The organism is Radiobacillus kanasensis (genome assembly GCF_021049245.1).
Taxonomy (GTDB): Bacteria; Bacillota; Bacilli; order Bacillales; family Amphibacillaceae; genus Radiobacillus; species Radiobacillus kanasensis.
Genome location: NZ_CP088021.1, coordinates 1 through 26,366, shown reverse-complemented (window position 1 = coordinate 26,366; position 26,366 = coordinate 1). Strand labels below are relative to the sequence as shown.

24 protein-coding genes and 3 rRNA genes are annotated in these 26,366 nt (G+C 41.9%); 1 reads left to right on the top strand and 26 read right to left on the bottom strand.

Annotation, left to right across the window (positions count from 1 at the left end; translation table 11 throughout):
• Window positions 1-110 precede the first annotated feature (110 nt).
• The 12 genes from glmU to metG all read right to left on the bottom strand — a co-directional run bounded on the left by glmU (window position 111) and on the right by metG (window position 12,736).
• On the bottom strand, window positions 111-1,478 hold the full coding sequence (glmU, locus tag KO561_RS20175) for a bifunctional UDP-N-acetylglucosamine diphosphorylase/glucosamine-1-phosphate N-acetyltransferase GlmU (protein ID WP_231097390.1): 1,368 nt from the start codon (window positions 1,476-1,478) through the stop codon (window positions 111-113).
• Window positions 1,479-1,819: 341 nt separating this feature from the next.
• The gene (spoVG, locus tag KO561_RS20170; RefSeq protein ID WP_186575705.1) at window positions 1,820-2,110 is read right to left on the bottom strand and encodes a septation regulator SpoVG; all 291 of its coding nucleotides are present in this window, start codon (window positions 2,108-2,110) and stop codon (window positions 1,820-1,822) included.
• A gap of 196 nt (window positions 2,111-2,306) precedes the next feature.
• Window positions 2,307-3,119, bottom strand: coding sequence for a pur operon repressor (purR, locus tag KO561_RS20165; protein WP_231097389.1), 813 nt, complete (start codon window positions 3,117-3,119; stop codon window positions 2,307-2,309).
• Window positions 3,120-3,174: 55 nt separating this feature from the next.
• Window positions 3,175-4,044 (bottom strand): 4-(cytidine 5'-diphospho)-2-C-methyl-D-erythritol kinase, encoded by an 870-nt coding sequence (gene ispE / locus KO561_RS20160; RefSeq protein ID WP_231097388.1) that lies wholly within the window; start codon window positions 4,042-4,044, stop codon window positions 3,175-3,177.
• A gap of 107 nt (window positions 4,045-4,151) precedes the next feature.
• Window positions 4,152-4,331, bottom strand: a complete 180-nt coding sequence (locus KO561_RS20155) for a small, acid-soluble spore protein, alpha/beta type (RefSeq protein WP_231097387.1) — start codon at window positions 4,329-4,331, stop codon at window positions 4,152-4,154.
• Between the two features lie 128 nt (window positions 4,332-4,459).
• The gene (gene veg, locus KO561_RS20150) at window positions 4,460-4,726 is read right to left on the bottom strand and encodes a biofilm formation stimulator Veg (protein ID WP_231097386.1); all 267 of its coding nucleotides are present in this window, start codon (window positions 4,724-4,726) and stop codon (window positions 4,460-4,462) included.
• 248 nt (window positions 4,727-4,974) lie between these two features.
• Window positions 4,975-5,838 (bottom strand): sporulation peptidase YabG, encoded by an 864-nt coding sequence (yabG, locus tag KO561_RS20145; protein WP_231097385.1) that lies wholly within the window; start codon window positions 5,836-5,838, stop codon window positions 4,975-4,977.
• 820 nt (window positions 5,839-6,658) lie between these two features.
• Window positions 6,659-7,543 carry a 16S rRNA (adenine(1518)-N(6)/adenine(1519)-N(6))-dimethyltransferase RsmA gene (gene rsmA, locus KO561_RS20140; RefSeq protein WP_231097384.1) on the bottom strand — a complete coding sequence of 295 codons (885 nt, stop codon included), beginning with the start codon at window positions 7,541-7,543 and terminating at the stop codon, window positions 6,659-6,661.
• Window positions 7,540-8,097 (bottom strand): ribonuclease M5, encoded by a 558-nt coding sequence (rnmV, locus tag KO561_RS20135; RefSeq protein ID WP_231097383.1) that lies wholly within the window; start codon window positions 8,095-8,097, stop codon window positions 7,540-7,542. Before rnmV ends, rsmA begins: the two co-directional genes overlap by 4 nt.
• A gap of 100 nt (window positions 8,098-8,197) precedes the next feature.
• Window positions 8,198-9,400 carry a G5 and 3D domain-containing protein gene (locus KO561_RS20130; RefSeq protein ID WP_231097382.1) on the bottom strand — a complete coding sequence of 401 codons (1,203 nt, stop codon included), beginning with the start codon at window positions 9,398-9,400 and terminating at the stop codon, window positions 8,198-8,200.
• A gap of 231 nt (window positions 9,401-9,631) precedes the next feature.
• On the bottom strand, window positions 9,632-10,396 hold the full coding sequence (locus KO561_RS20125) for a TatD family hydrolase (RefSeq protein WP_231097381.1): 765 nt from the start codon (window positions 10,394-10,396) through the stop codon (window positions 9,632-9,634).
• A gap of 390 nt (window positions 10,397-10,786) precedes the next feature.
• The gene (metG, locus tag KO561_RS20120; protein ID WP_231097380.1) at window positions 10,787-12,736 is read right to left on the bottom strand and encodes a methionine--tRNA ligase; all 1,950 of its coding nucleotides are present in this window, start codon (window positions 12,734-12,736) and stop codon (window positions 10,787-10,789) included.
• 408 nt (window positions 12,737-13,144) lie between these two features.
• On the opposite strand from metG, the gene KO561_RS20115 reads away from it, so the two are divergent.
• Window positions 13,145-13,426 (top strand): transition state genes transcriptional regulator AbrB, encoded by a 282-nt coding sequence (locus tag KO561_RS20115; protein ID WP_231097379.1) that lies wholly within the window; start codon window positions 13,145-13,147, stop codon window positions 13,424-13,426.
• A gap of 100 nt (window positions 13,427-13,526) precedes the next feature.
• On the opposite strand, the gene rsmI is transcribed toward KO561_RS20115, so the two are convergent.
• The 14 genes from rsmI to KO561_RS20045 form a co-directional block, all read right to left on the bottom strand.
• The gene (gene rsmI, locus KO561_RS20110) at window positions 13,527-14,399 is read right to left on the bottom strand and encodes a 16S rRNA (cytidine(1402)-2'-O)-methyltransferase (protein ID WP_231097378.1); all 873 of its coding nucleotides are present in this window, start codon (window positions 14,397-14,399) and stop codon (window positions 13,527-13,529) included.
• Window positions 14,396-14,671: a GIY-YIG nuclease family protein gene (locus tag KO561_RS20105; RefSeq protein ID WP_231097377.1), complete on the bottom strand. Its 276-nt coding sequence runs from the start codon at window positions 14,669-14,671 to the stop codon at window positions 14,396-14,398. Before KO561_RS20105 ends, rsmI begins: the two co-directional genes overlap by 4 nt.
• On the bottom strand, window positions 14,655-15,401 hold the full coding sequence (locus KO561_RS20100) for a tRNA1(Val) (adenine(37)-N6)-methyltransferase (protein WP_231097397.1): 747 nt from the start codon (window positions 15,399-15,401) through the stop codon (window positions 14,655-14,657). The genes KO561_RS20105 and KO561_RS20100 overlap by 17 nt, the downstream gene beginning before the upstream one ends.
• Window positions 15,402-15,496: 95 nt before the next feature.
• A complete protein-coding gene (yabA, locus tag KO561_RS20095) occupies window positions 15,497-15,850 on the bottom strand; it encodes a DNA replication initiation control protein YabA (protein WP_231097376.1) in 354 nt (117 codons plus the stop codon).
• Between the two features lie 13 nt (window positions 15,851-15,863).
• Window positions 15,864-16,691: a PSP1 domain-containing protein gene (locus KO561_RS20090; protein WP_231097375.1), complete on the bottom strand. Its 828-nt coding sequence runs from the start codon at window positions 16,689-16,691 to the stop codon at window positions 15,864-15,866.
• 6 nt (window positions 16,692-16,697) lie between these two features.
• Window positions 16,698-17,684: a DNA polymerase III subunit delta' gene (holB, locus tag KO561_RS20085; protein WP_231097374.1), complete on the bottom strand. Its 987-nt coding sequence runs from the start codon at window positions 17,682-17,684 to the stop codon at window positions 16,698-16,700.
• Window positions 17,685-17,712: 28 nt separating this feature from the next.
• Complete coding sequence (locus KO561_RS20080; RefSeq protein ID WP_231097373.1) at window positions 17,713-18,153, bottom strand: YaaR family protein; 441 nt, start codon at window positions 18,151-18,153, stop codon at window positions 17,713-17,715.
• A gap of 22 nt (window positions 18,154-18,175) precedes the next feature.
• Window positions 18,176-18,505, bottom strand: a complete 330-nt coding sequence (locus KO561_RS20075; RefSeq protein ID WP_231097372.1) for a cyclic-di-AMP receptor — start codon at window positions 18,503-18,505, stop codon at window positions 18,176-18,178.
• Between the two features lie 51 nt (window positions 18,506-18,556).
• Window positions 18,557-19,192 carry a dTMP kinase gene (gene tmk / locus KO561_RS20070; RefSeq protein ID WP_231097371.1) on the bottom strand — a complete coding sequence of 212 codons (636 nt, stop codon included), beginning with the start codon at window positions 19,190-19,192 and terminating at the stop codon, window positions 18,557-18,559.
• A 2-nt stretch (window positions 19,193-19,194) separates the two neighbouring features.
• The gene (locus KO561_RS20065) at window positions 19,195-20,625 is read right to left on the bottom strand and encodes an aminotransferase class I/II-fold pyridoxal phosphate-dependent enzyme (protein ID WP_231097370.1); all 1,431 of its coding nucleotides are present in this window, start codon (window positions 20,623-20,625) and stop codon (window positions 19,195-19,197) included.
• Window positions 20,626-20,893: 268 nt separating this feature from the next.
• Window positions 20,894-21,085 carry a sigma factor G inhibitor Gin gene (locus KO561_RS20060; protein WP_331000871.1) on the bottom strand — a complete coding sequence of 64 codons (192 nt, stop codon included), beginning with the start codon at window positions 21,083-21,085 and terminating at the stop codon, window positions 20,894-20,896.
• Between the two features lie 305 nt (window positions 21,086-21,390).
• A 5S ribosomal RNA gene (rrf, locus tag KO561_RS20055) occupies window positions 21,391-21,506 on the bottom strand.
• A gap of 76 nt (window positions 21,507-21,582) precedes the next feature.
• Window positions 21,583-24,495: ribosomal RNA gene (locus KO561_RS20050) — 23S ribosomal RNA — on the bottom strand.
• A 226-nt stretch (window positions 24,496-24,721) separates the two neighbouring features.
• Window positions 24,722-26,277, bottom strand: a 16S ribosomal RNA gene (locus KO561_RS20045).
• Together the 16S, 23S and 5S rRNA genes form the textbook arrangement of a ribosomal RNA operon.
• Window positions 26,278-26,366: the final 89 nt, after the last annotated feature.

The window sequence follows — 26,366 nt, the reverse complement described above, 5'->3', positions numbered from 1 at the left end:
ACCGTGACTTCTCTTGATCAAGATAGGCCACGTCCAGTTCCAGCTATTGTTCTTATCCCCATCATCTCGTTATTCCTACTTATCACCATGTAGGAATAACGAGACCACCTTTATTTTTTAAAACGCTTCACGTAGCCTTCTTTATTTTCTTGTCGGACACGAGCAATCGATAATGCCTCGTCCGGAACGTTTTTGTTTATGGTAGAGCCTGCTGCTACATATGCACCTTTTCCGATCGTCACGGGCGCAATTAAGTTGGAATTACAACCGATAAATGCTCCATCTTCTATTTTGGTTAGATGTTTGTTTTTTCCATCATAATTCACTGTGATTGTTCCACAGCCGACGTTAACATCTTTTCCAATCTCTGCATCACCGATATAGCTCAGATGAGAGACCTTGGATTTATCCTCGATAACCGATTTTTTCACTTCTACAAAGTTTCCGATTTTCACTTCATTCCCAATGGATGCATCTGGTCGGATATGAGCAAATGGACCGATGGAAACTTGCTTACCAATCTCACTTTGTTTTGCAACACTTTGCTTAATCAGTGTTTCTTCCCCAACCAAACAGTCGATAATCTCTGTGTTTGGTCCTATTTTCGCATTCTTTTTGATGACGGTTTTCCCTGAAAGACTCGTTCCAGGATAAAGAACAACATCTTGTTCGATTTCGACGTCTGGACCGATATATGTGTGGTCTGGGTCGATGATAGTGACACCATTTCTCATATGTTTTTCATTTATTTTTCGTTTCATTAGTTTTTCTGCTTCCGCAAGGGCAACTCGATCATTTATGCCTAATGTTTCTTCAAAACTTCCACTTTGGAAGGCTGCAACCTTTTCCCCTTGCTCCTGAAGAATTTGAATAACATCCGGTAAGTAATACTCCCCTTGTGCATTGTCATTAGACACGTTCTCCAATGCTTCAAATAACGAACGATTATCAAAACAATACGTACCAGTATTGATCTCTTTAACTGTTTTTTCCTCTTCACTTGCATCCTTATGCTCCACGATTCGCTCTACATCATTGGATGCGTTCCGAAGTACGCGACCATAACCTGCTGGCTCTGGTGCTAGTGCTGTAAGGATCGTCGCTTTCGCACCTAGCTTTTCGTGATGGGAAACAAGTGCATCTAACGTATCATGTGTTAATAATGGAGTATCTCCGCAAACGACTAATGTTGTTCCTTCTTTGCTGGCAAGTAGATCCTTTGCTTGTAGCACTGCATGACCGGTTCCTAGTTGTTCTTCTTGGAGAACGAAGCTTGAATCTTCTCCTAATTGCTCTTTTACTAATTCTGAACCGAATCCAACAACTGTAATAATATTGCTTAGCTGAAGCGCTTTTAATTGATCTACTACATGCTGTACCATCGGGCGACCCATAACAGGATGAAGAACCTTATAAAGCTTGGATTTCATTCTCGTTCCTTGTCCTGCTGCAAGTACAACACCATACCTATTGGTCATGAGGTAACCTCCATTTTTCATTGATATTCTTGCCTGTTTTATAGAAGTGCATGTTCAAAAGGGAGAATAAAAATGCAGAAATTTAACCGATTCTTACCAAACTTTTTGAACATCCTTTAGAAGGCAATTATTTTTTTACATCCATTATCGAATATATCTTAAACTGCCAGTCATTTCAACAATCAGCCTCTATATCTCTTCCTATTTGAAATATTAAAAAAAGCATAGCACGAATCGACCTCTGCTGCTAAGCTCTGTTATTATAATATGCCTCTTTTTTTAACCTATCCTGACCAATAAAAAGAAGCCTAATCATGGAAGATTAGACCCCTGGTGTCAACTTAAGAAGCACCTGCTTCTTCGTATTCAACTTCCATTTCTCCTGCACGGTGATACTCTTCTAATACAGCGTCTTGAATCTTAGCACGGGTATTAGAGTTAATAGGGTGTGCAATATCCCTGAATTCTCCATCCGGTGTACGTTTGGATGGCATAGCAACAAATAAACCGTTGTTACCGTCTATGACACGGATGTCATGTACGACGAACTCCTGATCTAACGTAATAGAAGCAATGGCTCGCATTCTTCCCTCGGTATTAACGCGGCGTAATCTCACATCAGTTACTTCCATTATGTTTCACCACCTTTTCCCTATAGAAACTTATTACCATATTCCACAAAATAAAGATAATTCCTGCTAATTTTCAAAAAAAATTCATAAAATATTAGAAAATTTAAATTTGTAACCGCATTTTTCGTTAAATTAGTCGGAATAGCTCATATTTTTTTGATTTTTCTTTAGGTAATACGCCCTATTTGAAAAAAATCTACTGAAACAAATTTCCTTCATGCACTTCGATCTTTTTATTTTTCATGTCCACATTTGTAATTTGGACAAGCGACGTGTATTGATCGACTACTCTTTCTTCCTCTTCGTCCTCCGCTTCCGCTAGCACACCAATAGCAACAACATCCGCTTCAAACTCTTTCAGAAGCTCTTTGATTCCATTAATCGTACCGCCAGCTTTCATGAAGTCATCAATAATACAAACTTTTGCCCCTTCTCGTAAGCTTCGCTTCGGCAAGACCATTGTTTGTATTTTTTTGGAGTTGCCAGACACATAATTAATGCTCACCGTTGATCCTTCTGTCACTTTTGGATCTCTTCGAACAATAACTACTGGTACGTTCAAGAAGGAAGCGACTGCATAGGCCAAAGGAATTCCTTTTGTAGCTACTGTAACCACTACTTCCACCTCTAACTTAGCAAAAGCAGAAGCGAAGATTTGGCCTACTTTTCGAACGAGATTCGGTTCCCCTAATAAATCGCTCATAAATAAATATCCACCAGGTAACAAACGATTGGGGTCCTCTAATCTCTCACACAAAATGTCCAAAAACTGCTCGCTTTTGACCTTCGTCATTTCCGGTACATATTTTACACCACCTGCAGCACCTGCGATGGATTCTAAGTAGCCAATTCCTTCCTCTTGAAACCTTTTATTAATTATCGCTAAATCTTCACTGATGGAGGATTTAGCTGCATCGTACGTCTCTGAAAAGAATGGTAAGGATACCAGTTGAGAAGGATGTTCAATTAAGTAATGTGTCATAGCTACTAATCTATCACTTCTTTTCATCTCTTCACCTCTAAATCCGAATATTTATTGTTAAATATATCACTTTCATACGGATTTAATCAAGTGACTGAGGGTAGCCGAGCATGCGAACCATATATACTTCTTCACAAAACCCCTTTAAACTGTTGTACATACGCTGTGCTCTACTCTCATGTTGAACGAGAGCAAATACAGTTGGTCCACTGCCACTCATCAGAACAGCATCCGCGCCAGATTGCTCCATATGTTCTTTTATTTGTTTCACTTCCGGATAAAGCCGTAATGTTACAGACTCTAAGACATTCCCTACGTGATCACATATCCCTTGATAATGTTGATTTAGTATAGCTTGCACCATGTTCTTTGTCCTAGGGTGCGGTACATTTTCTAAGTTTAAATTTTGATAAACGGTTTGGGTGGAGACACCAATCGCCGGCTTCGCTAATACGACCCAGCACGCTGGGGGTGGTGGTAGCTCGATAACTTGCTCGCCTCTCCCTTTCGCTAATGCGGTGGAATCGTAGACACAGAATGATACATCTGATCCAATTTGCGCACCTAATTCTGCTAACTCTTTCGTAGTTAGGTTTAAGCTCCACAGCTTATTCAATCCTCTTAATGTCGCGGCAGCGTCACTACTTCCTCCCGCTAAACCGGCTGCAACAGGGATCTGTTTTTCAATATAAATACGCACTCCTTTTTTAATGGAAAACGTATCTTTTAAAAGCTTCGCCGCCCGATAGGCTAAATTTCGTTCATCATTGGGAACAAATCTATTTTCAGATTTAATTTCTATCCGATCTTCATGTAACACGATCAACTCAATACGGTCCGCTAAATCAATCGTTGTCATAACCATTTCAACTTCATGAAATTCATCTGGTCGCTTATACAGTACATCTAAGGATAAGTTGATTTTGGCGGGAGCCTTTTCGAGTAAATACATGCCTTCACCTACTTTTTCTACATCAGAACGAGGGAATCCTCCCTCATTTGCTTCTAGCTTTTTAATAGTACCATACCATTAAAACGAAAAGGGGACAAACCCCATTATTAGGATTTGCCCCTTGTCATTTGCTCTTCTGCCATTTGGATGGCACGCTTAACCATATTCCCAGCATCACGTGCTCGAATGCCACCCCAGCCTTCTTGCTTCACTGTGTCGTAAAAACCTAACTCCTTAGCAATTTCCTCTTTCAAATGGTCGGACATAACTCCTCTTCTCCTACCCATGAAAGCAGCTCCTTTCGGCTTTGGTTTTTGATACGACACCCTTAGTATATGGAGCTAATGCTTTACAAAATCAGGTATATTTTAACATCCTATTCTATCGTAAAAAATAAAAAAGCAGTAAACATCGTTTACTGCTCCCCAAGCGCCATTTTACTCATATCATCAATGAAGTTTAATTCTACTGTTTCCGTTAAAACATCTGCGTAGCTGTAAGATACCCTTTCAAATGCATTTTCTTGTTGATCCAATTCAACAATAAAAACGGAAGGATACGTTTCAGCCAAAGTTCCGTAACGTTCGATGGTCTTTCTTCTTCCGCCGTTCGCTCTTAGCTTCAAGCGTTTCCCAATTTGCCCGTCTAAACCTTGCTTAATTTCCACTAATGTTTTAGCCAATACACTCCACCTCACTAATAATACTATACCACAAGCTTGTTTAATCGTCAAATAAAATATTATATTATAACAGTATAGCATTTTTGATGTCAACGATTAAATAATATATTGCCCGATTTAATCTTTATCTTTTCTCAGGATGATTAAAATATGTACTACTTTTGATTCTTTTTTCAGTTTTTTGAAAATTTGACCCGCATATGAAGCGGAAAAGTACTTATCCACCCATGAATAAGCACTTTACACCTTTAGTCTCCACTCTCTATATACGGCATGCCAGTTCGGAGCAATCCTCTTGTTTCTACACCACCCATTCCTTTTTCTCCAGTCATTGTGTTGCGCAAAGCATCCCATACGCCTACTTTATCCATAAAAGGCGTATAAGCAATTTTTGCGGCAATATAAACAGGATCTAAAGCATGTATATTGACTCGAGAAGGAGAGCTAGCAAAGTTGGCACCAGCACGAATCAGTGATTCAAAGTGTGATTGGCACGCTCCCGCAAAAATAACAAGCTGATCCAAATGTGGAACAACCCTTCTTGCCTCGCGAACCGTTTCCACGAAATACTTGGAGTGTCGATATGCTCCAAGGTCATTCTTATTCCCTTTGTTCCGAGAAAATGCATCATGACCAGTAATAATAATAATATCCGGCTGAATTTTTTCGACAAGACGGCCTATTTCCTCCGGCATTTCCTTTTCGTCTAAATGGACGCCATGGACTTGTAGACCGAGTTGTTGATAGACATTAATACATTTTTTCAAATACTGTCGATCCCCATCTAAATGTAGGACTCTCGCTGGCAATTGAAAATAGTTTGGGGTCTGCTCATAACCAGAAGTGGACTCATACTCTCGCTTTTCTTTCATCAGCTGGTAATCTTGTCGAAATAAGCGAAAGGAAAAATCCTCTTGCTCTTTCATTTTCTTTCTCCGTTTCTCTAAATCTCTTTCAGGTATGCGCACGAGATCTTCTGGTGAAGCATCTGCTTCTAGTCGCATATCTTCCCCATGCAAAAGGACCATTTGATCCGATATATTTATCACTCGAAATAATAAATCATGATTGTAAGAGGTTCTTGAAACTAAATCTCCTATCTTTATATCCATGTTTCCACCTCACATAGGCCTCATTAACCAAAAGAATATTCGTTATAAAATAGCCTATGATGAGATTGAAAAGTTGTTCCTTATTGTTTTTGATTGTTTCGTTAAAGTTATTTTCGGCCGCAGTTGATATAAAATGCGACATAATGATCTTTTGGATAATTACTAGAAAGTCAAGTTTAGCCTAAATGCCACGCTCCGGCAGAATACTTCGCTTTCCGCGGGCACGGCCTCAGCTTCCTCGGAAGAACACCACTTCCTGCGGGATCTTCGGCTCGCGCTATTCCCGCTGGAGTCTACGTATTCTGCCTACGCTTATAGGTATTTCTAATATAGTGGGTTATTAACACCAATAAAATAAGTAGACCAAGAAACACCTCTGCCTTGAAAAGAACTCCGTACTAAGCTGCGGAAAAATGCGAGACTCCTTGAAAATAAACCCCAATTTTCTGCGTGCGGGGTTAAGCTTCCGGAGTATTCCTTGTCCTGTGGGAAGGGAACAGTTGAAGACCCCGCAGGGATGCACCTGCGTCTTCTAGTTATGCTTCGTGGTAAAGTTCCTCGGTGCAAGGCAGCGAAGTAGATTACTCGCTGAAGTAGCCTGGCTGAGGCGTTCCCCACGGAAAGCGAGTATTTTTCCGCAGCGCCGCATTAGCAGTTAACTTGATAAAGTATATACGAGTCCTTATTTCGTTAAGTCGGAGTCTATATCAAATACGTAATAAACTCACCTTTATTTATTTAATTATTTATATCAAGTTTCGCAACAATCAGGAACTACAGATTCCCGGTATCATTAGCCGAAATAAATTCTAGAAACCACCTACTTTTGAACACTTTTATAAAACATATTCGCTAGTCGAGCAAACTCTTCCATCGATAATGATTCTCCCCGTCTAGAACCATCTATATCCGCTAACTCCATCAGCTCCGCTACTTCTTGTTTCGTATATTTGTCGGAGAAATGACGAGCTAGATTGTTATTCAATGTTTTTCTCCTTTGAGCAAAAGAAGCTTGGACAAGATCAAAGAAAAAAGTTTCGTTTTCTACTTGAACAGGTGGTTCTGTACGAAGGGTTAAATGCAAGACAGAAGAGTCTACATTTGGCTGAGGCATAAAAACCGTTTTCGGCACATTCATGACGACCTTCGCCTCTGTATAATACTGAACAGCAATAGATAGGGAGCCATAGCTTTTGCTACTTGGGCTCGCCGCCATTCTTTCGGCCACTTCTTTCTGAATCATGACAGTGATACTGGATATAGGGAGTTGTTCCATTAACAACTTCATTAAAATAGGAGTCGTAATATAGTACGGCAAATTAGCGACTATCTTAATCGGTTGACCTTCCTTGAAATGTTCCTTCATTTCGTTTTGAATATCCGCTTCTAAAATATCTTTATTCACAACCGACACATTGTCATAGGCTTGTAATGTCTCTTCTAGAATAGGAACCAATCTTTGGTCAATTTCAAATGCAACGACATGATCGGAATGAATCGCAAGCTGTTCGGTCAATGCTCCCATTCCTGGTCCTATTTCTATTGTGCCTGTCTCTTTATCTATTCCCGCATGTTGCATGATATTTTTTAATATTTGAACATCAATCAGAAAATTTTGACCTAAACTCTTCTTAAAGGAAAAGCCATGCTTATGTAAAATTTCCTTCGTTTTGGATGGAGTCGCTATTGCCTTTTCTTGGGTCATGACTCTTCCTCCTCTAAAATCTGTTGCATCGCTTCCTCAAAAGCCTGCTTTGTAATTTGGAAGCTGGTTAGCCGCTTCTCCAGCTGTTTGGCATTCGCATAACCAATACGAAGGCGTACACCTAACTTCCTTCGTCTTTCTTTTGCTTCTGAACCACCCATTAATCCATACGCTAATATCTCTTCACGGGTAATTTCCGGTTCATATGCTCCCGCTATTTCATATACTTGGGATAATGCTTCTTGAATCACAGCAGTAGACGCATGCTCTATCCCAATTCCCTTATCCCGCTTCGCCTTCGCCTCTTGCTTGGTTAGAAAGGCGTGCTTACAGCCCGGAACAGCCTGAGAAACGATGTGACGTATTCTCTCACCAGGAAAATCTGGATCTGTAAAGATAATAACACCGCGTTTTTCCTGCGCATGTTTGATTTGCTGAATAATATATTCATTGATGGCAGACCCATTTGTTTCAATAGTATCTGCGTCAACGGCTTGTTTTATTTTAGACGTGTCGTCTTTTCCTTCTACAACGATGACTTCTTTTATCCGCACGAACTTCCCATCCTTTTCCGTCTTCCTTCTAATCATAATAGTAAAAGGGACTCTAAAAGTAAAATGCCCTTACCGTACAGGCAAGGGCATTATGGTTGCATTAATTTAAAATTTTCACTTGTACACGCCTTGTGCCGTAACTCTGGGCAGCACTCAAGGTTGGTAAATGAACGTCAATACGATTTCCTTGAATATGGCCTCCCGTGTCACCAGCAATAGCATATCCATAACCTTCTACCCATACTTTTGTTCCTAGTGGGATTACGTTAGGGTCAACGGATACGACTTTGCGGTCCGGGTTCGCTTTCAAGTTAATTCCTGTGCTTGTATAGCCGGAACCACTACAAGATGCACAATTCCAATTGTACGCTGTTGCTTTCATGTAAAAAGTTTTACCAGCAGGAGCATCACCACGAGAAACAGTATTCACTCCTGTGTTTTGATTAACCTTTGTTCCAATAGCAACGACGCGCTTTTCACTTTCTTTTTTCACTTGTTCTTTTACTAGCTTACGACTTACTTCTTTTCCATTTTCCAAAATCACTTCATAATGCTTCTCTACGATTCCTTCTTCTCCAGAAGAAATTACTTTCTCCTGTCCTTTGGCTAAAGAGCTGTCTTGTTTCTTGACGACGGCGTAATCCTTTGTTTCTTCCACCACGTCTGTCACTTTTTCCACTCTTGTTATTTTCACAACAGTATCTTTGTTTACTTTATCTGTTTCTTTGACGTTTAGTTTATCTAATTCGCCAAGCTTAATGTCGTGACCTTTTAGTAAATCAGCAACAGTTCCACCTGTTGTCCAAACCTTCTGTTCTTTCCCTGCATCGGTTAAGGTGATCTGGAAAGCCTGATCAATGGAAATGTTCATTCCATTTTTGATCTCATCTTCCTGAGCCACCGATAGTTTGTCGTGCTCGCTAATGGCAATCTCATTTTCTTGCAAAAACGCACCTACAGTATCTGCAGTAGTGTAATATTCTGTTGTTTTCCCATTTAGCGTCACTTCAACAGGTTGGGCTTTCTCATACATGATGGTCATACCTGCTGTGATTGTTTCTTGTTGCTTATGGGATAATGTATCATATTTAGAAGGATTAATATTAAGTTCTTGTAAGAGTTCTGCCACAGTATCTGCATGGGTGTTGACTATTTCTTCGTCCCCATTTTTGACTACAGTAACTTCAGCTTTTGTTACTTGGTATGTGATCATAGATACCAAAACAAGTGCTGCTAAAATTGTGGCCATAGGAATAACCAGCTTGTGTTTCCATGCCGGCAATAGCTTTGAAATTGGATTCATGCTCGCTTGCCTCCTTTTGTACCCTGTTGATTATATAGAGCTACGGGAAAGAGTGTCAAACGAGCAATTTGCAAGATGACCTGTGCAAAACCGTTGATAATTCTAGGCTAATCCAGTTTTTCTGCTTTTTTATTTCAGTTATATTAAAATTAGATTACATCGACCTCAAACCCTTTAACACCAATGGTTTGAGGTCGATTTCCATGTTTAGATTTAATTAGCTTTTTTCTGTTAAATATTAAACAATCTTATAGCATTTTCTGTTGTAGAACGAGCTACTTCTTCATAAGAGACCTCTCTTAGTTCCGCTATTTTTTCTGCAACAAGCTTTACATAAGCTGGTTCATTCCGCTTACCACGGTTAGGATGTGGAGCAAGGAATGGACAGTCTGTTTCGATGAGAAGGCGGTCGATTGGAACTGCTTTTGCTACCTCTTTCGGAAGGGTAGCATTTTTGAACGTAACAGGACCCCCTAAGGAAATATAAAAATTCATATCTAAACAATCCTGAACGTAATCGACCGAATCGTTATAACAGTGCATGATCCCCCCGACTTTTGCCGCATTCTCTTCCTTCAGTATCTTGACAATATCCTCCGTCGCTTCTCGGTTATGGATAACGATTGGAAGGTTCACACGTTTAGCAAGCGAGATTTGTTGTCGAAATACGGATTTTTGTACGTCTTTAGGGGATTTATCCCAGTGGTAATCCAAGCCCATCTCACCGATTGCTACTACTTTTGAGTGGGATGATAATTCTTCAATCCATTCTAAGTCCTTTTGAGTCATATCAATCGCATCAACTGGATGCCAGCCTACTGTTGCGTAGATATGGTCATGCTCTTCTGCTAGGGATAACGCCTTTGGAATTGTTTCTCGATCAAATCCGACAACTACCATTTTTTCGACACCCGCTTGATGGGCTCGTTCCATTACCTCATCTCGATCTTCGTCAAATTGGTGTACATTCAAATGAACGTGTGTATCAAACAACATCTTATCTTTTCCTCCTTTTTACTCTTAAGAAAACAGACCAGATTGATTTCAAGAGCTACTATTCATTTTCTAGAAACAGGATTATTTATTTTTTTGTATTCCCTTACTCCTGAATATTGCATTCTATAACAATAGCGCCACCATTTAAGCGTAGAAAATATACGTAGACTCCCGCGAGCCCGCGGAAAGCGAGGTATATTTCTGGAGCGGTGGCATGCCATAACCTTGTCTCGAGCTAAATTTTTTGATTTATTTTCTTTTAAAGAGAAAAACGCTTATCTGATTAAAACAGGATAAGCGTTCTTCTTCACTTTTAGGGCGACGTCCAGCAACTAGCGAGACTTCCCTCATTTCCGTACATTGTTTACCGGCCGCTTGCACTTTTGTTTATTATTTCACCACAGATCCGTTCGGCAAGGATTCCTCTACTGTTGCTAATGATAGGTTTCCTTCTTCATCTTCTCCGGATAGAATCATCCCTTGAGATAATTCCCCTCTCAGTTTTACAGGTTTCAAGTTGGTGACACAAATCACTTTTTTCCCTACTAGATCTTCTGGTTGATAGTATTTTGCGATTCCAGATACGATTTGTCGCTTTTCATGACCTAAATCCACTTGAATGCGGAGAAGCTTATCAGCATTTTTCATTTTCTCTGCACGGAGAACCTCTGCTACACGTAGATCTAATGTCATAAATTGATCGTATGTTATTTCCGGTTTAGAATCGATCGTCTCTTTCTCTTTTTTCGGTTCCGGCTTCTTCATCATATCTTTGATGATTTGCGTTTCTTTTTCCGCTTCTAATCTTGGGAACATTGGATCTTTCTTCACTACCTTTGTTCCTGCGGCAATAGCTTGATGATCATGAAGGCTATCCCATTCTTGATGCTCTTCCTTCGCAACCCCTAACTGTTCAAACATAGTTCTTGGCGTATTTATTAAAAACGGACGAAGTAAGATAGCGGTCCTTCGTAGTGAATCCGCAAGATGCGCCATTACATTTCCAAGACGTTCTTTTTGTGCTTCATCTTTAGCAAGCACCCATGGCTGTGTTTCATCAATATATTTATTGGTTCGACTAATGTATTGCCAAATCGTTGATAGCGCCACGGAGAATTCCATGTTTTCCATTGCATTTTCTACATTTGTAATGGTTTGCTTGGCTAGCTGTTCTAGATCTTGGTCAAATTTATCCTCAGCCAGCTTTAAGGCAGGAATCTCTCCATTGAAATATTTCTCAATCATAGCAACTGTTCGATTTAACAGGTTTCCTAAATCATTGGCTAGATCGTAGTTCGTTCTTTCCACAAAGCCTTCTGGTGTAAACGTACCATCAGAACCAAATGGAACCTCACGAAGTAAATAATAGCGAAGTGCATCTAACCCGTAACGATTTGTTAAATCAACTGGATCAACTACATTTCCTTTCGATTTCGACATTTTTCCATCTTTCATCAAGATCCAACCGTGTGCAAATACCTTTTTCGGTAATGGTAAATCCAAAGCCATTAGCATAATCGGCCAATAAATCGTATGGAATCGAACGATTTCTTTACTCATGAGGTGAACGTCCGCTGGCCAATATTTTTGGTAGCGTTCATCATCATCCGTTCCGTAACCGAGAGCTGTTATGTAATTGGATAGGGCATCAATCCATACGTAAATAACGTGCTTCGGATCCCCTGGTACTTTAACTCCCCAATCAAAAGTTGTTCTCGATACAGCTAAATCCTCTAGACCTGGTCGAATGAAGTTACTGATCATTTCATTTTTTCTACTAACAGGCTGAATGAATGCTGGATTGTCCTCATAAAATTGGAGCAAGCGATCGACATATTTGCTCATTTTAAAGAAATACGATTCTTCTTTCACCTTCTCAACGGGTCCGCCACAGTCTGGGCATTTTCCATCCTCTAGTTGGCGCTCTGTAAAGAAAGACTCACAGGACGTACAATACCAGCCTTCATATTCATCTAAATAGATATCCCCTTGCTCCAACAATTGAGCAAAGATTTTTTCCACCACTTTCTTATGCCTTTCCTCCGTTGTACGAATGAAATCCACATAAGAAATCTCTAGTTTATCCCAAAGCTTCTTAATACCACTTACGATATCATCCACGTACTTTTGTGGAGTCTCTCCTTTTTCGTCCGCTTTCTTCTGAATCTTTTGTCCATGTTCATCCGTTCCAGTTAAATACATGACATCATAGCCACGCAAACGCTTATAACGGGCCATCGCATCTCCTGCAACCGTCGTATAAGCATGGCCTATATGTAAATTTCCACTTGGGTAATAAATAGGAGTTGTAATGTAAAATGTTTTTTTCTCGTTGGACATCCATAATCCTCCTTCTTAATTCGTATCTTTTAATAGAATGACCTAATTTTTACCTCTTTTAACCTTATTTCTTCTTATTGTAGCGATTTTATCATTACTTTGCCAATTTTTCTAAGGCTATAATGGGAAAATTCAACTTTGCCCCATTATAATGGAAGAAAAAAAGGAAAGAAAATTGCAAAAGGAAATTTTTTTGTCGATTTTCCATTATGATTTTCGACATGTTTTCGTACTTTTTAGGAAAGTTGTTCAAGTAAACCTGTGATAAGTACACAAAACTGCCACAAACTTTCCCAGGGCGAGAATTTTTCGCAAATTATAATTGACACTTATGTAAAACACTGGTAAACTACTGTATATAGATGTCGAATAATGCCGAAATACCATTGTATGAGGGGAGAAAAAACAATGAAATCTACAGGAATCGTTCGTAAGGTTGATGAGCTTGGGCGTGTAGTTATTCCCATTGAGCTTCGTCGCACGCTTGGTATTAATGAAAAAGATGCGTTGGAAATCTATGTTGATGATGATCGCATCATCTTGAAGAAATACAAACCTAATATGACTTGTCATATTACAGGGGAAATTTCTGATGATAATCTATCACTTGCTAATGGTAAACTTGTTTTAAGCCCAGAAGGCGCAAAAGAGTTAATCAATGAAATTCAATCTCGTATAGGTGACAAATAATAAAAAAATCCTTCGCTATTTATTTAAGCGAAGGATTTTTTATTATATTTGTAGTTTCAGCAGGAAACCGTTTATGCATACATAGCCAAGTCAACCAGCTTTACTCCTCCACATGAAAGGCCTGGTACACTTCTCTTTTGGGAAGATTTCGTTCGGTTGCAACTTTTTTGATAGCATCCTTACTTCTAAGGCCAAGCTCCGTAATATAGTGGGTAACATGTTGCTCCACCGTAAGGGCTGCCCACCATTGGTCTTCTTCCTTAGATTCGCTTTGATTCCCTTCCACCACAATGCAAAATTCTCCTCGGACCGTTTGCTCCTTCAACCAATCCAAGATTTCTTGTCCCGTCCCTCGGGCATATTCTTCAAACTTCTTTGTTAGCTCTCTTGCTAAACAGATTTGCCTTTCCCCCAAAACCTCTACAATGGCTTCGATGGTCTCCTCAATCCGATAAGGGGATTCATAAAAAATAACCGTAGCTGCTATCGAGGAAAGGCGTAATAATTCTTCTTCCTTTTCTTTTTTCTTACGAGGCAAAAATCCATAATAATAAAATTCCTCTGTAGGGAGACCAGAGGCTACTAGTGCGGTCAAAGCTGCATTCGCCCCTGGAATAACGATGACTGGAATATCTCGTTTTATGGCCGCTTTGACCATCTCATAGCCAGGGTCTGAGATGGCTGGCATCCCCGCATCACTGATCAGAGCTATATCTTTACCCTCTTGTAACGTATCCACTAAATGGTCTTCCCGACTAAGTTTGTTATGCTCATGATAGCTTACCAAAGGTTTATGTATGTCAAAGTGATTTAAGAGTTTTTTACTATTTCTTGTATCTTCTGCAGCAATTACATCGACTTGTTCCAGTGTCTTAAGCGCTCTTATCGTAATATCGTCTAAATTGCCAATAGGGGTTGCTACCACATAGAGGTTTCCACGCTTCGTATTTTCAAAGCTACGTTGTACGTTCATCCATTTTTCCTCCCTTCTGACGCTTGAATAAGTTTTTCTTTCTCTTTTCTTGTTAGTTTCTTCATACGATGTTCTTGTTGAAGTGCCAGCCCTTTTGTTTCGTATTCCTCAACAAATACTAATTCAAAAGGGCCTCTTCCTCTTGTATATTTAGCTCCTTTTCCTTCTTCATGCACTTTTAATCGTTTTTCGACATTATTCGTGTAACCCGTATAAAGCGATCCATCCTTACATCTCAGCATATACACGTAGTGATTAGAGTTTTTTTCCATACAAGATACCTTCTAACTCTTTGGAGTAATTTCCATCTTGATCAAATGCATATAAAGGGGGAAGAATCTTTACATCTGATTTCCCATCCCTCGTTCCTTCTATTAAAAGAGTATTGGCTTCGCGCCCTTCCTTTGGATGGACAAATCGAATCCGCTTCGGTTCAATTCTATTTTGTTTGAATAAGGTAATGATGTCTCCTAAGCGACTTGGACGGTGAACGAGGGCTACTTTGCCACCTGGCTTCGTCAGCCTGCTACAGGCAAAAATAACATCCTCTAACGTACAGAATATTTCATGCCTAGCAATCGTAAAAAAAGGATTTTCATTTTGTTGCTTCTTTTCTGCTTTCTTAAAGTAAGGGGGATTACAAAGTACCGTATCAAATTCACCATGCCCTAACGCTTTTGGCATATCCTTTAAATCTCCGTGAATCATCGTAATTTGCTCTTCCAATTCGTTTAATTGAACATTTCGTATCGCCATATCATATAGTCGCTCTTGAATCTCCACCCCCGTGATAGGTACGTGCGACCTTCTACTAACGAGAAGAGGGATCACTCCATTGCCAGAGCATAAATCTAAAATTTTCCCTCTTTTTATCGGGACATAGGCAAAATCCGCTAACAATACTGCATCGAGTGAAAAAGCAAATACCCTCGGGCTTTGAATGATTCTCATGTCTTCCTCTGCAAGAAGATAGTCCAGGCGCTCATCTTTATGTAATTGCACTTTCATTTCCAGTTCCCTCTATTCCGTGGGTAATTACGTGTAAAAAGAAAGACTGATCACAAGGTTTCCCCTTATGTATCAGCCCATCGTTTTGGTTATTTCGTCTTGTTTAAAAACAGTAAGCAAAACAAGCAATCTTCGTCTTGACGTGGACTTCCAAAGTGAACGTTACATATATGGAAGCCTTCATCATATAGTCTCGCGAGATTATCGTATCCTTCTCCTACAGGTTCCTCTTTCCCATGTTGACCAGTAGGCTCTTTTCCATCTGCGCTTGCCTCAACACTTCCATCTAAACGATTGCGAAGATGGTGATTCTCTACAGCAAGTCGATGGTTTTCCTCTAATACTTCAGCTAGATGTTGTTTTAAATCACCCAACTGCTGATATAGTTGACCAATTTGCTCTTCCATAAAGGATACTTGCTCAAATACTTCTTTTTTATTCACGAGCTCCACCCCATTATTCTGTGGCTTGAGTAGTGATGATACCCTCATTTACAAGCTCGTCCAACGTATATTCGATGACGCGCTCTTTCTCCGGTATTTCAATTTGAATCAAACGCTCCAGTATGTTAAGCCCAACTACTTTTCCTTGTCCATAAGGTGTTTTGATTTTCTCTCCTAAGTCAGGAAGTTGTTTTTTTGCTGATTCATAGTCATCATTCTCATACTTTAAGCAGCACATCAATCTTCCGCATAACCCAGAAATTTTAGCTGGATTTAAGGAGAGATTCTGATCTTTTGCCATTTTAATAGAAACAGGCTCAAAATCACCTAGGAAAGTCGAACAACATAGCATTCTACCACATGGTCCAATTCCACCTAATAGTTTTGCCTCGTCTCGAACCCCGATTTGTCTCAGTTCAATTCGAGTTTTAAACACGGCAGCCAAGTCTTTTACTAAATCACGAAAGTCTACTCTACCGTCCGCTGTGAAATAGAAAATCACTTTGTTTCGGTCAAACGTGTATTCTACTTCTACCAAATTCATGTCCAACTCATGATGTGTGATTTTTTCTTGGCAAACACGGTAGGCTTCCTGTGCATTTTCCTGATTTTCTGCAACCGTGACTTTATCTTTATCCGTAGCTAGGCGAATAACCTTTTTAAGTGGCAATACCACATCTTCTTCGTCCACTTGTTTTTTTGGAATAACTACCTTTCCAAATTCCACGCCACGAACCGTTTCAACGATTACATAATCGTCTTTACTTATAGAAAAATCACTAGGATCAAAATAATATATTTTACCCGCTTTTTTAAAGCGGACACCAATAACCTCTATCAATCTCATTCACCTCTGTATATGAAGTGTAAGCTGCTCCATCACCAAGACCGGATGAACATTCTGCTCCAGCTTCCGCTTAGCCTCTAAAACAAATCCTAGTATGTCTGTCGTAAATTGTCTGGACCATACCATCATAGACTGTTCTAATCGGTCTAATTCATCGATAAAGACAATAGATTCTTCTCTTTCTATATATTTATATATTAGATCTTTATACCATAAGAGAAGAAGATCTAATCCCATTTGTAATTGTTCTCTATCTTTAAAATGGGGCATCCATTGATTGCTGATAAACAAAAGAGCTTCACCGGATTTGGACGGAAGAACTTCTACTAATTGTACCACTAACTTTCGCGCATTAGCAAACCACTCATCTTCACAAAGACCCTTTGCTACCACATAGTTATTCGTTAAGGTAGAAGCAATTCTAGCATGAGAAGTAGATATTCCCTCTTCTACTAGCTTTTGTTGAAGATTATCGGCTTTGAGTGGTGTTAACGCCATAATCTGACATCTAGAACGTATAGTCGGTAAAATCGATTGAGTGTTTTCCGTTAAAAGCATCGCCGTCGTCTGCCGACTAGGTTCCTCTAAGAACTTCAGTAAACGATTCGATGCATTCGTTGTCATTTTATCGGCATGGGAAACAACATATATTTTTCGGTTGGATTCCAGACCTGTATAGGAAAACTCCTTTTGAAGGAGCTCAATTTGTTCTGTTTTAATGGACGCACCTTCTGGCTCTATCCAATGGACATCCGGGTGATTCCCAGTATTTATTCGGTTGCAATCCTTACATTGATTACAAGGATCGACACCACTCTTACTTTTACAAAAAATACTTTTACAAAACAAAAGACTTACATCACGTTTCCCTGTCCCCTTTTGACCTTGAAACAGATAAGCATGAGAAATTCGATCCTTTTGTATGCTATTTGTCAGCATTTTGCTCACAATTGGTTGTATCGAACTAGCTTCCGACCAATTTTCCATTCTAGACCGCCCTTTAAATAATCAGGAGTTATCCATAAATATTAATAAGGAGCCCTTTAATCTCTCCGATAAGTCCTAAAATATCAATTTGTTTCTTTTCTTGATCCATAACAGCCTCTGTCAATTCAATAAGCTTCTCATCGACTTGTTCCACAATCGTGAGCTTACGGTTACTTCCTTGGGAGGTCCAGCTATGAGAGTGCTTCAAATCCATCCCATACTGCACTGCTTCCTTCACGAATTTTTTTACAAGCCTTTTATATTTCGCTAAGTCTCTAAAAGACTGATGTTGTGCAACCTTTTCTCCCTGTGCACTCAAGTCCGTCATAAGCTTTGTTAATTCTTGTTGTTTTAATTTATGCGATTGAGCAGAAACCATCGAATCAAAACTTTTCGCACTTGTGTTAGGGTGCGTTACGTTTTTCCTCGTTGATTCTAATTGAGATCGCAGGTCCTGACCTATTTTCATCGGTTGCACAACCTTCTTTCAGTTAAAATTGAAAAAATGACTCAACTGGTAAAATAAAGACCGTTGCCCCGCCAACTTCCACATTGATTGGCCGTGGAATATAAGAATCGGCATTTCCTCCCATTGGGGAAATTGGAGCAATCATCTGTTCTCTTTGACTGCAATTATCCTTGATGACTTGTAGCGCATCATCTACGAGATCGTCCTCGCAACCTATAATTAACGTTGTGTTCCCTTCCTTAAGGAAACCACCTGTTGTAGATAGCTTAGTCGTTTTAAAATCCTTGTCACCCAGGGCATCTGTTAAACGATTGCTATCCTTATCCTGTACAACAGCCAAAATTAATTTCATCACGAATTCCTCCCTTTAAAGGTATCCTAAGTCCCGGTCAATCCCTATCGATTATTTATGCATCTCTAAGTAGGTCTGAATCGTTTCATACGCTTCCTTCTCGACCTTCTCTAATGATTGATCTGCATGAATCGATTGGATTCGATTCGGAAACTTCTTTAACAATATATGATATGCTTCATACACCTTTTCGTGGAACGATAGTTCTTCAAGGTCAAGGCGATTTTGCTCTCTTTCTTTATTCGCTTGAATACGGCGCAATCCCTTCTCTGGCTCGATATCAAAAAATAAAGTTAAGGAAGGTTCACAGCCTTCAATAGCGAACTGATTAATTTGATACACTTCTTCTATACCGAGTCCTCTCGCATACCCTTGATAAGCAAGACTGCTGTCCACAAACCGGTCACATAAAACAATATTCCCTTTTTCTAATGCAGGCAAAACCTTCTCCATTAAGTGTTGTCTTCGTGCCGCTGCATAGAGTAGGGCTTCTGTTCTCGCATCCATGGCTGTATGAGAAGGATCCAATATCACGCTTCGAATTTTTTCTGCGATCGTAATGCCGCCTGGTTCTCTCGTTGAGATAACTTGATAGCCATCCTGTTGAAGCTTTTTCTCTAATGCTCGTATAATAGAAGTTTTTCCGGCACCTTCTCCACCTTCTATTGTAATAAAATGTCCGACCACATTCATTCTCCTTTTATGTCAGAAAAAACATGAACTTTCTCATTTATTTCGATGTTCTGAAATGATATTCCTTTATCTAATAAATATTGTATCATGTCCACATGCGCTTGCGAGATCCTTTCCCCTTTAAAGACTAAAGGAATTCCTGGTGGATATGGAACAATATTCTCTGCACTAATTCTCTCTATAGAGTCCAGCAAGTTTACTTGTTTTATCTCTAGCGTTTTCATATCCTCATAGGATATATCTAATGCTTGTACATCAACCTGGGGTACACGTATAACTTCTATTGTATCATGCCGAACGAGATTATTTAATTGGGACTTTATTCTATCTATCCTTGTCGTTAACTGATCCCAATCCTTAATGGGTGCTAGTCCATGAATAAATAATATTTGCGTATCTGTTGTTAGTTCCGGATAGATATGATTCTCTTCAAAAAGAGCCGCGATCTGTTTACTGGATAGACCACTCTCCGACACGTCTACCGTTATTTTCAACGGATCTTCCGATCGAAGCACCTTCCCAATATCTAATCCCTCGATTAATGAACAAAAATGATTTACGCTGGTTGCAACACAGTCCAAGTCTGATTCAGTTAGTCCAGCTAAATAATGCCGTGCTAGGTCTAAGCTCGCCATAACAGGATAGGATGGACTGCTCGATTGAACCATATTTAAATAGTATGTAATACGTTGATTGGATACATACTTGGACTGAACATGGAGATAAGAAGCCATTGTCATAGCGGGCGCCATTTTATGAGCAGACTGTACCACGGCATCTGCTCCTGCATTTAATGCGGAATCCGGAAATCCTTTCCCAAGAGAAAAATGAACACCATGTGCTTCGTCAATCAAAACCGGAATATCACGCTCATGAGTATATGTGATAATCTTCTCTAAATTATAGGTCATGCCAAAGTAATCCGGATAAGTTACAAATAGAGCTTTACTATCAGGATGTTTAGTGATTGCTTCTTTAATGAGCTTGAAAGAGGGAGCAGTGTACCTGTTTACACGCTCATCAAACTCCGGGGCAAGAAAAACAGGTTTAGCCCCTGCTAGTTCTAACCCGTGTAATACTGATTTATGACAATTTCTTTGGACAAGTATTTTGTCACCTGTGGAACAAGTTGCTAGAATCATTGCCAAATTTCCTACCGTACTTCCACCTACCAAAAAATGACTATAGTCTGCTTGAAACCAGTCCGCAGCTAAATGCTGAGCCTCCTTTATCACCCCTGTTGGCGCATGAAGGTCATCTAGTCCTGTTAGTTCCGTTGCATCGATGGATAACAGACCTTGATAAAGCTCCATTCCCCTCTTTGAAAAAATGGTTCCGTTTTTATGTCCTGGAACATGGAATGAAACAGGATCTTCTTTTTTATGTGCAAGTAATGTATCAAAAAGGGGGGTTTTCGTGTGATCCATTATTATACCGCCTTTATGTAACTGTTCTTAGTTTCATATTACTAGGATAATAGGATTGTGTGAACTACTTCCATAGGATTTGAAGAAGACATCTTCAAAAAGTTAGATAAATAGGGCTATTGGAACAAAAGCTCCGGGCGCCCGGGTAGCTGGACTGGAGCTGGACGTTACTATTGCAACATGTTATCTACACTAAGCCAATTCTATAACTTCCTAAACCAAAAAAAAAAACTCCTGCCGAAACGATTCGACAGGAGCGGTTAAAAATCTATGAATATAAAGTCGGACGATTTATGTCTTTAAGCTTCTTTAAGTAGTACTTATATTTTTCGTCATTGGGTTCTGTTTGAATCATGTCTTGTTCACACTCGCTGCAAACAAATAACGTATATAAATGAATACCCTTTGTCTTCTCTTGCTCACAAATCCCACAGGTTTCTGAATGTTCAACGGTTTCCATAATCTCCACCTCCGTTAGTTTAGTTTCTCCTAATCTAACGAAACCTATACATAAAACTTTTATAATACGTATATTTCATTCTATGAAACCATCCACTGAATCTTGTTTGTACACGTGTGATTTGGGTTGTCTTTATTTTGGACGGATAAATACATAAAGGAAACTTGTGAAAACCAAGCTTTTAGGCACAGGGTTGAGCCTTAGTTCCGCTTATACTATCATCCAATAAAGTTTATAAATTCTGATGGGAAAACAAAACACCTTCTAGGCAAGAATTTCTTCTTACTTAGAAGGTGTCGTATGTTGCCTAGCGGCGTCCTACTCTCGCAGGGGCAATGCCCCAACTACCATGGGCGCTAAAGAGCTTAACTACTGTGTTCGGCATGGGAACAGGTGTGACCTCTTTGCTATAACCACTAGACCTTAAAGTTCCTACTGGAACTTTTATAGAGTTTGCACCCTAAAAACTAGATAAGAGTTAAGACATTCATAAGATTTAAGTTAAGTCCTCGATCGATTAGTATTCGTCAGCTACACATGTCACCATGCTTCCACCTCGAACCTATCAACCTCATCGTCTCTGAGGGATCTTACTCATTTAAAATGATGGGAAGTCTCATCTTGAGGGGGGCTTCATGCTTAGATGCTTTCAGCACTTATCCCTTCCACACGTAGCTACCCAGCTATGCTCCTGGCGGAACAACTGGTGCACCAGCGGTGTGTCCATCCCGGTCCTCTCGTACTAAGGACAGCTCCTCTCAAACTTCCTGCGCCCACGACGGATAGGGACCGAACTGTCTCACGACGTTCTGAACCCAGCTCGCGTACCGCTTTAATGGGCGAACAGCCCAACCCTTGGGACCGACTACAGCCCCAGGATGCGATGAGCCGACATCGAGGTGCCAAACCTCCCCGTCGATGTGGACTCTTGGGGGAGATAAGCCTGTTATCCCCGGGGTAGCTTTTATCCGTTGAGCGATGGCCCTTCCATGCGGAACCACCGGATCACTAAGCCCGACTTTCGTCCCTGCTCGACTTGTAGGTCTCGCAGTCAAGCTCCCTTCTGCCTTTACACTCTTCGAATGATTTCCAACCATTCTGAGGGAACCTTTGGGCGCCTCCGTTACTCTTTGGGAGGCGACCGCCCCAGTCAAACTGCCCACCTGACACTGTCTCCGAACCGGATCACGGTCCTGGGTTAGAAGGTCCGTACAGCCAGGGTGGTATCCCACCGACGCCTCCACCGAAGCTAGCGCTCCGGTTTCTCAGGCTCCCACCTATCCTGTACAAGCTGTACCAACATTCAATATCAGGCTACAGTAAAGCTCCACGGGGTCTTTCCGTCCTGTCGCGGGTAATGCGCATCTTCACGCATAGTATAATTTCACCGGGTCTCTCGTTGAGACAGTGCCCAAGTCGTTGCACCTTTCGTGCGGGTCGGAACTTACCCGACAAGGAATTTCGCTACCTTAGGACCGTTATAGTTACGGCCGCCGTTTACTGGGGCTTCGGTTCAACGCTTCGCCGAAGCTAACGCATCCCCTTAACCTTCCAGCACCGGGCAGGTGTCAGCCCCTATACTTCGCCTTTCGGCTTCGCAGAGACCTGTGTTTTTGCTAAACAGTCGCTTGGGCCTTTTCACTGCGGCTTCTCATGCAAGAAGCACCCCTTCTCCCGAAGTTACGGGGTCATTTTGCCGAGTTCCTTAATGAGAGTTCTCCCGATCACCTTAGGATTCTCTCCTCGCCTACCTGTGTCGGTTTGCGGTACGGGCACCTCTTTCCTCACTAGAGGCTTTTCTTGGCAGTGTGAAATCAGGAACTTCGGTACTCTATTTCCTCCCCATCACAGCTTGTGATTGCCAGACGGATTTGCCTATCTGACTCACTCACTGCTTGGACGCACACATCCATCGGTGCGCTTTCCTTATCCTACTGCGTCCCCCCGTCGTTCAAACGGAAAGGAGGTGGTACAGGAATATCCACCTGTTGTCCATCGCCTACGCCTTTCGGCCTCGGCTTAGGTCCCGACTAACCCTGAGCGGACGAGCCTTCCTCAGGAAACCTTAGGCATTCGGTGAAGAAGATTCTCACTTCTTTTTCGCTACTCATACCGGCATTCTCACTTCTAAGCGCTCCACCAGTCCTTACGGTCTGACTTCGCTGCACTTAGAACGCTCTCCTACCATTGTTCGCAAGAACAATCCACAGCTTCGGTGATACGTTTAGCCCCGGTACATTTTCGGCGCAGAGTCACTCGACCAGTGAGCTATTACGCACTCTTTAAATGGTGGCTGCTTCTAAGCCAACATCCTGGTTGTCTAAGCAACTCCACATCCTTTTCCACTTAACGTATACTTGGGGACCTTAGCTGGTGGTCTGGGCTGTTTCCCTTTCGACTATGAACCTTATCACCCATAGTCTGACTCCCAAGATAAAGTAGCTGGCATTCGGAGTTTGACTGAATTCGGTAACCCGATGAGGGCCCCTAGTCCAATCAGTGCTCTACCTCCAGTACTCATTTCTTGAGGCTAGCCCTAAAGCTATTTCGGAGAGAACCAGCTATCTCCGTGTTCGATTGGCATTTCACCCCTACCCACCTCATCCCCGCACTTTTCAACGTGCGTGGGTTCGGGCCTCCAGTCAGTGTTACCTGACCTTCACCCTGGACATGGGTAGATCACACGGTTTCGGGTCTACGACCCCTTACTATAACGCCCTATTCAGACTCGCTTTCGCTGCGGCTCCGTCTATACAACTTAACCTTGCAAGAGATCGTAACTCGCCGGTCCATTCTACAAAAGGTACGCCGTCACCCGTTAACGGGCTCCGACTACTTGTAGGCACACGGTTTCAGGATCTATTTCACTCCCCTTCCGGGGTGCTTTTCACCTTTCCCTCACGGTACTGGTTCACTATCGGTCACTAGGGAGTATTTAGCCTTGGGAGATGGTCCTCCCGGATTCCGACGGAATTTCACGTGTTCCGCCGTACTCAGGATCCACTCTGGAGGAAACAGTCTTTCGATTACAGGGCTCTTACCTTCTTCGGCTGATCGTTCCAGATCGATTCGTCTACACTATTTCTTTGTAACTCCGTATAGAGTGTCCTACAACCCCAGAAAGCAAGCTTTCTGGTTTGGGCTAATTCCGTTTCGCTCGCCGCTACTCAGGAAATCGCATTTGCTTTCTCTTCCTCTGGGTACTAAGATGTTTCAGTTCCCCAGGTCTGCCTCCTATACCCTATGTATTCAGATATAGGTACTACTCCATTACGAGTAGTGGGTTTCCCCATTCGGAAATTCCCGGATCAACGCCTACGTACGGCTCCCCGAGACATATCGGTGTTCGTCCCGTCCTTCTTCGGCTCCTAGTGCCAAGGCATCCACCGTGCGCCCTTCTTCACTTAACTAATTTGTCTGTGAAAAGACGTTTGGTTTGTTACTTTTGAATGTCTTGTATTAGTCTAGTTTCCGTTCTCAAAGAACTTCCACTATTCTAATGCTCTTATCTAGTTTTCAAGGTACAAAAAACCACATTCAAGTGGCATTGAGAGTTAATCCCTCAAAACTGAACCAAACGAACCAGTATGTTCTCTGACCAGCTCCGAAGAGCTGGCTTCCGTTATCTTTCCTTAGAAAGGAGGTGATCCAGCCGCACCTTCCGATACGGCTACCTTGTTACGACTTCACCCCAATCATTGGCCCCACCTTCGGCGGCTGGCTCCTAAAAGGTTACCTCACCGACTTCGGGTGTTGCCAACTCTCGTGGTGTGACGGGCGGTGTGTACAAGGCCCGGGAACGTATTCACCGCGGCATGCTGATCCGCGATTACTAGCGATTCCGGCTTCATGTAGGCGAGTTGCAGCCTACAATCCGAACTGAGAATGGTTTTATGGGATTTGCTTCACCTCGCGGCTTCGCTGCCCTTTGTACCATCCATTGTAGCACGTGTGTAGCCCAGGTCATAAGGGGCATGATGATTTGACGTCATCCCCACCTTCCTCCGGTTTGTCACCGGCAGTCACCTTAGAGTGCCCAACTGAATGCTGGCAACTAAGATCAAGGGTTGCGCTCGTTGCGGGACTTAACCCAACATCTCACGACACGAGCTGACGACAACCATGCACCACCTGTCACTCTGTCCCCGAAGGGAAAGCTCTATCTCTAGAGTGCTCAGAGGATGTCAAGACCTGGTAAGGTTCTTCGCGTTGCTTCGAATTAAACCACATGCTCCACCGCTTGTGCGGGCCCCCGTCAATTCTTTTGAGTTTCAGCCTTGCGGCCGTACTCCCCAGGCGGAGTGCTTAATGCGTTAACTTCAGCACTAAGGGGCGGAAACCCCTAACACCTAGCACTCATCGTTTACGGCGTGGACTACCAGGGTATCTAATCCTGTTCGCTCCCCACGCTTTCGCGCCTCAGCGTCAGTTACAGACCAGAGAGTCGCCTTCGCCACTGGTGTTCCTCCACATATCTACGCATTTCACCGCTACACGTGGAATTCCACTCTCCTCTTCTGCACTCAAGTTCCCCAGTTTCCAATGACCCTCCACGGTTAAGCCGTGGGCTTTCACATCAGACTTAAGAAACCGCCTGCGCGCTTTACGCCCAATAATTCCGGACAACTTGCCCCCTACGTATTACCGCGGCTGCTGGCACGTAGTTAGCCGGGGCTTTCTCGTCAGGTACCGTCAAGGTACAAGCAGTTACTCTTGTACTTGTTCTTCCCTAACAACAGAACTTTACGATCCGAAAACCTTCATCGTTCACGCGGCGTTGCTCCGTCAGACTTTCGTCCATTGCGGAAGATTCCCTACTGCTGCCTCCCGTAGGAGTCTGGGCCGTGTCTCAGTCCCAGTGTGGCCGATCACCCTCTCAGGTCGGCTACGCATCGTTGCCTTGGTAGGCCATTACCCTACCAACTAGCTAATGCGCCGCGGGTCCATCTATAAGCGACAGCCGAAGCCGCCTTTCAACTTTCTCCCATGCAGGAAAAGTATTATCCGGTATTAGCCCCGGTTTCCCGGAGTTATCCCAGTCTTATAGGCAGGTTACCCACGTGTTACTCACCCGTCCGCCGCTCGTTCCACCATCGTCACCCCGAAGGGGTCAGATGGCTTCCGCGCTCGACTTGCATGTATTAGGCACGCCGCCAGCGTTCGTCCTGAGCCAAGATCAAACTCTCCAATAAATTGATGAGTAGTATCTTACTCAAATAAAGCTAGCTAAAATCTTACTTAACATACTGGTTGTTTTGTTCAGTTTTCAAGGATCAAAATC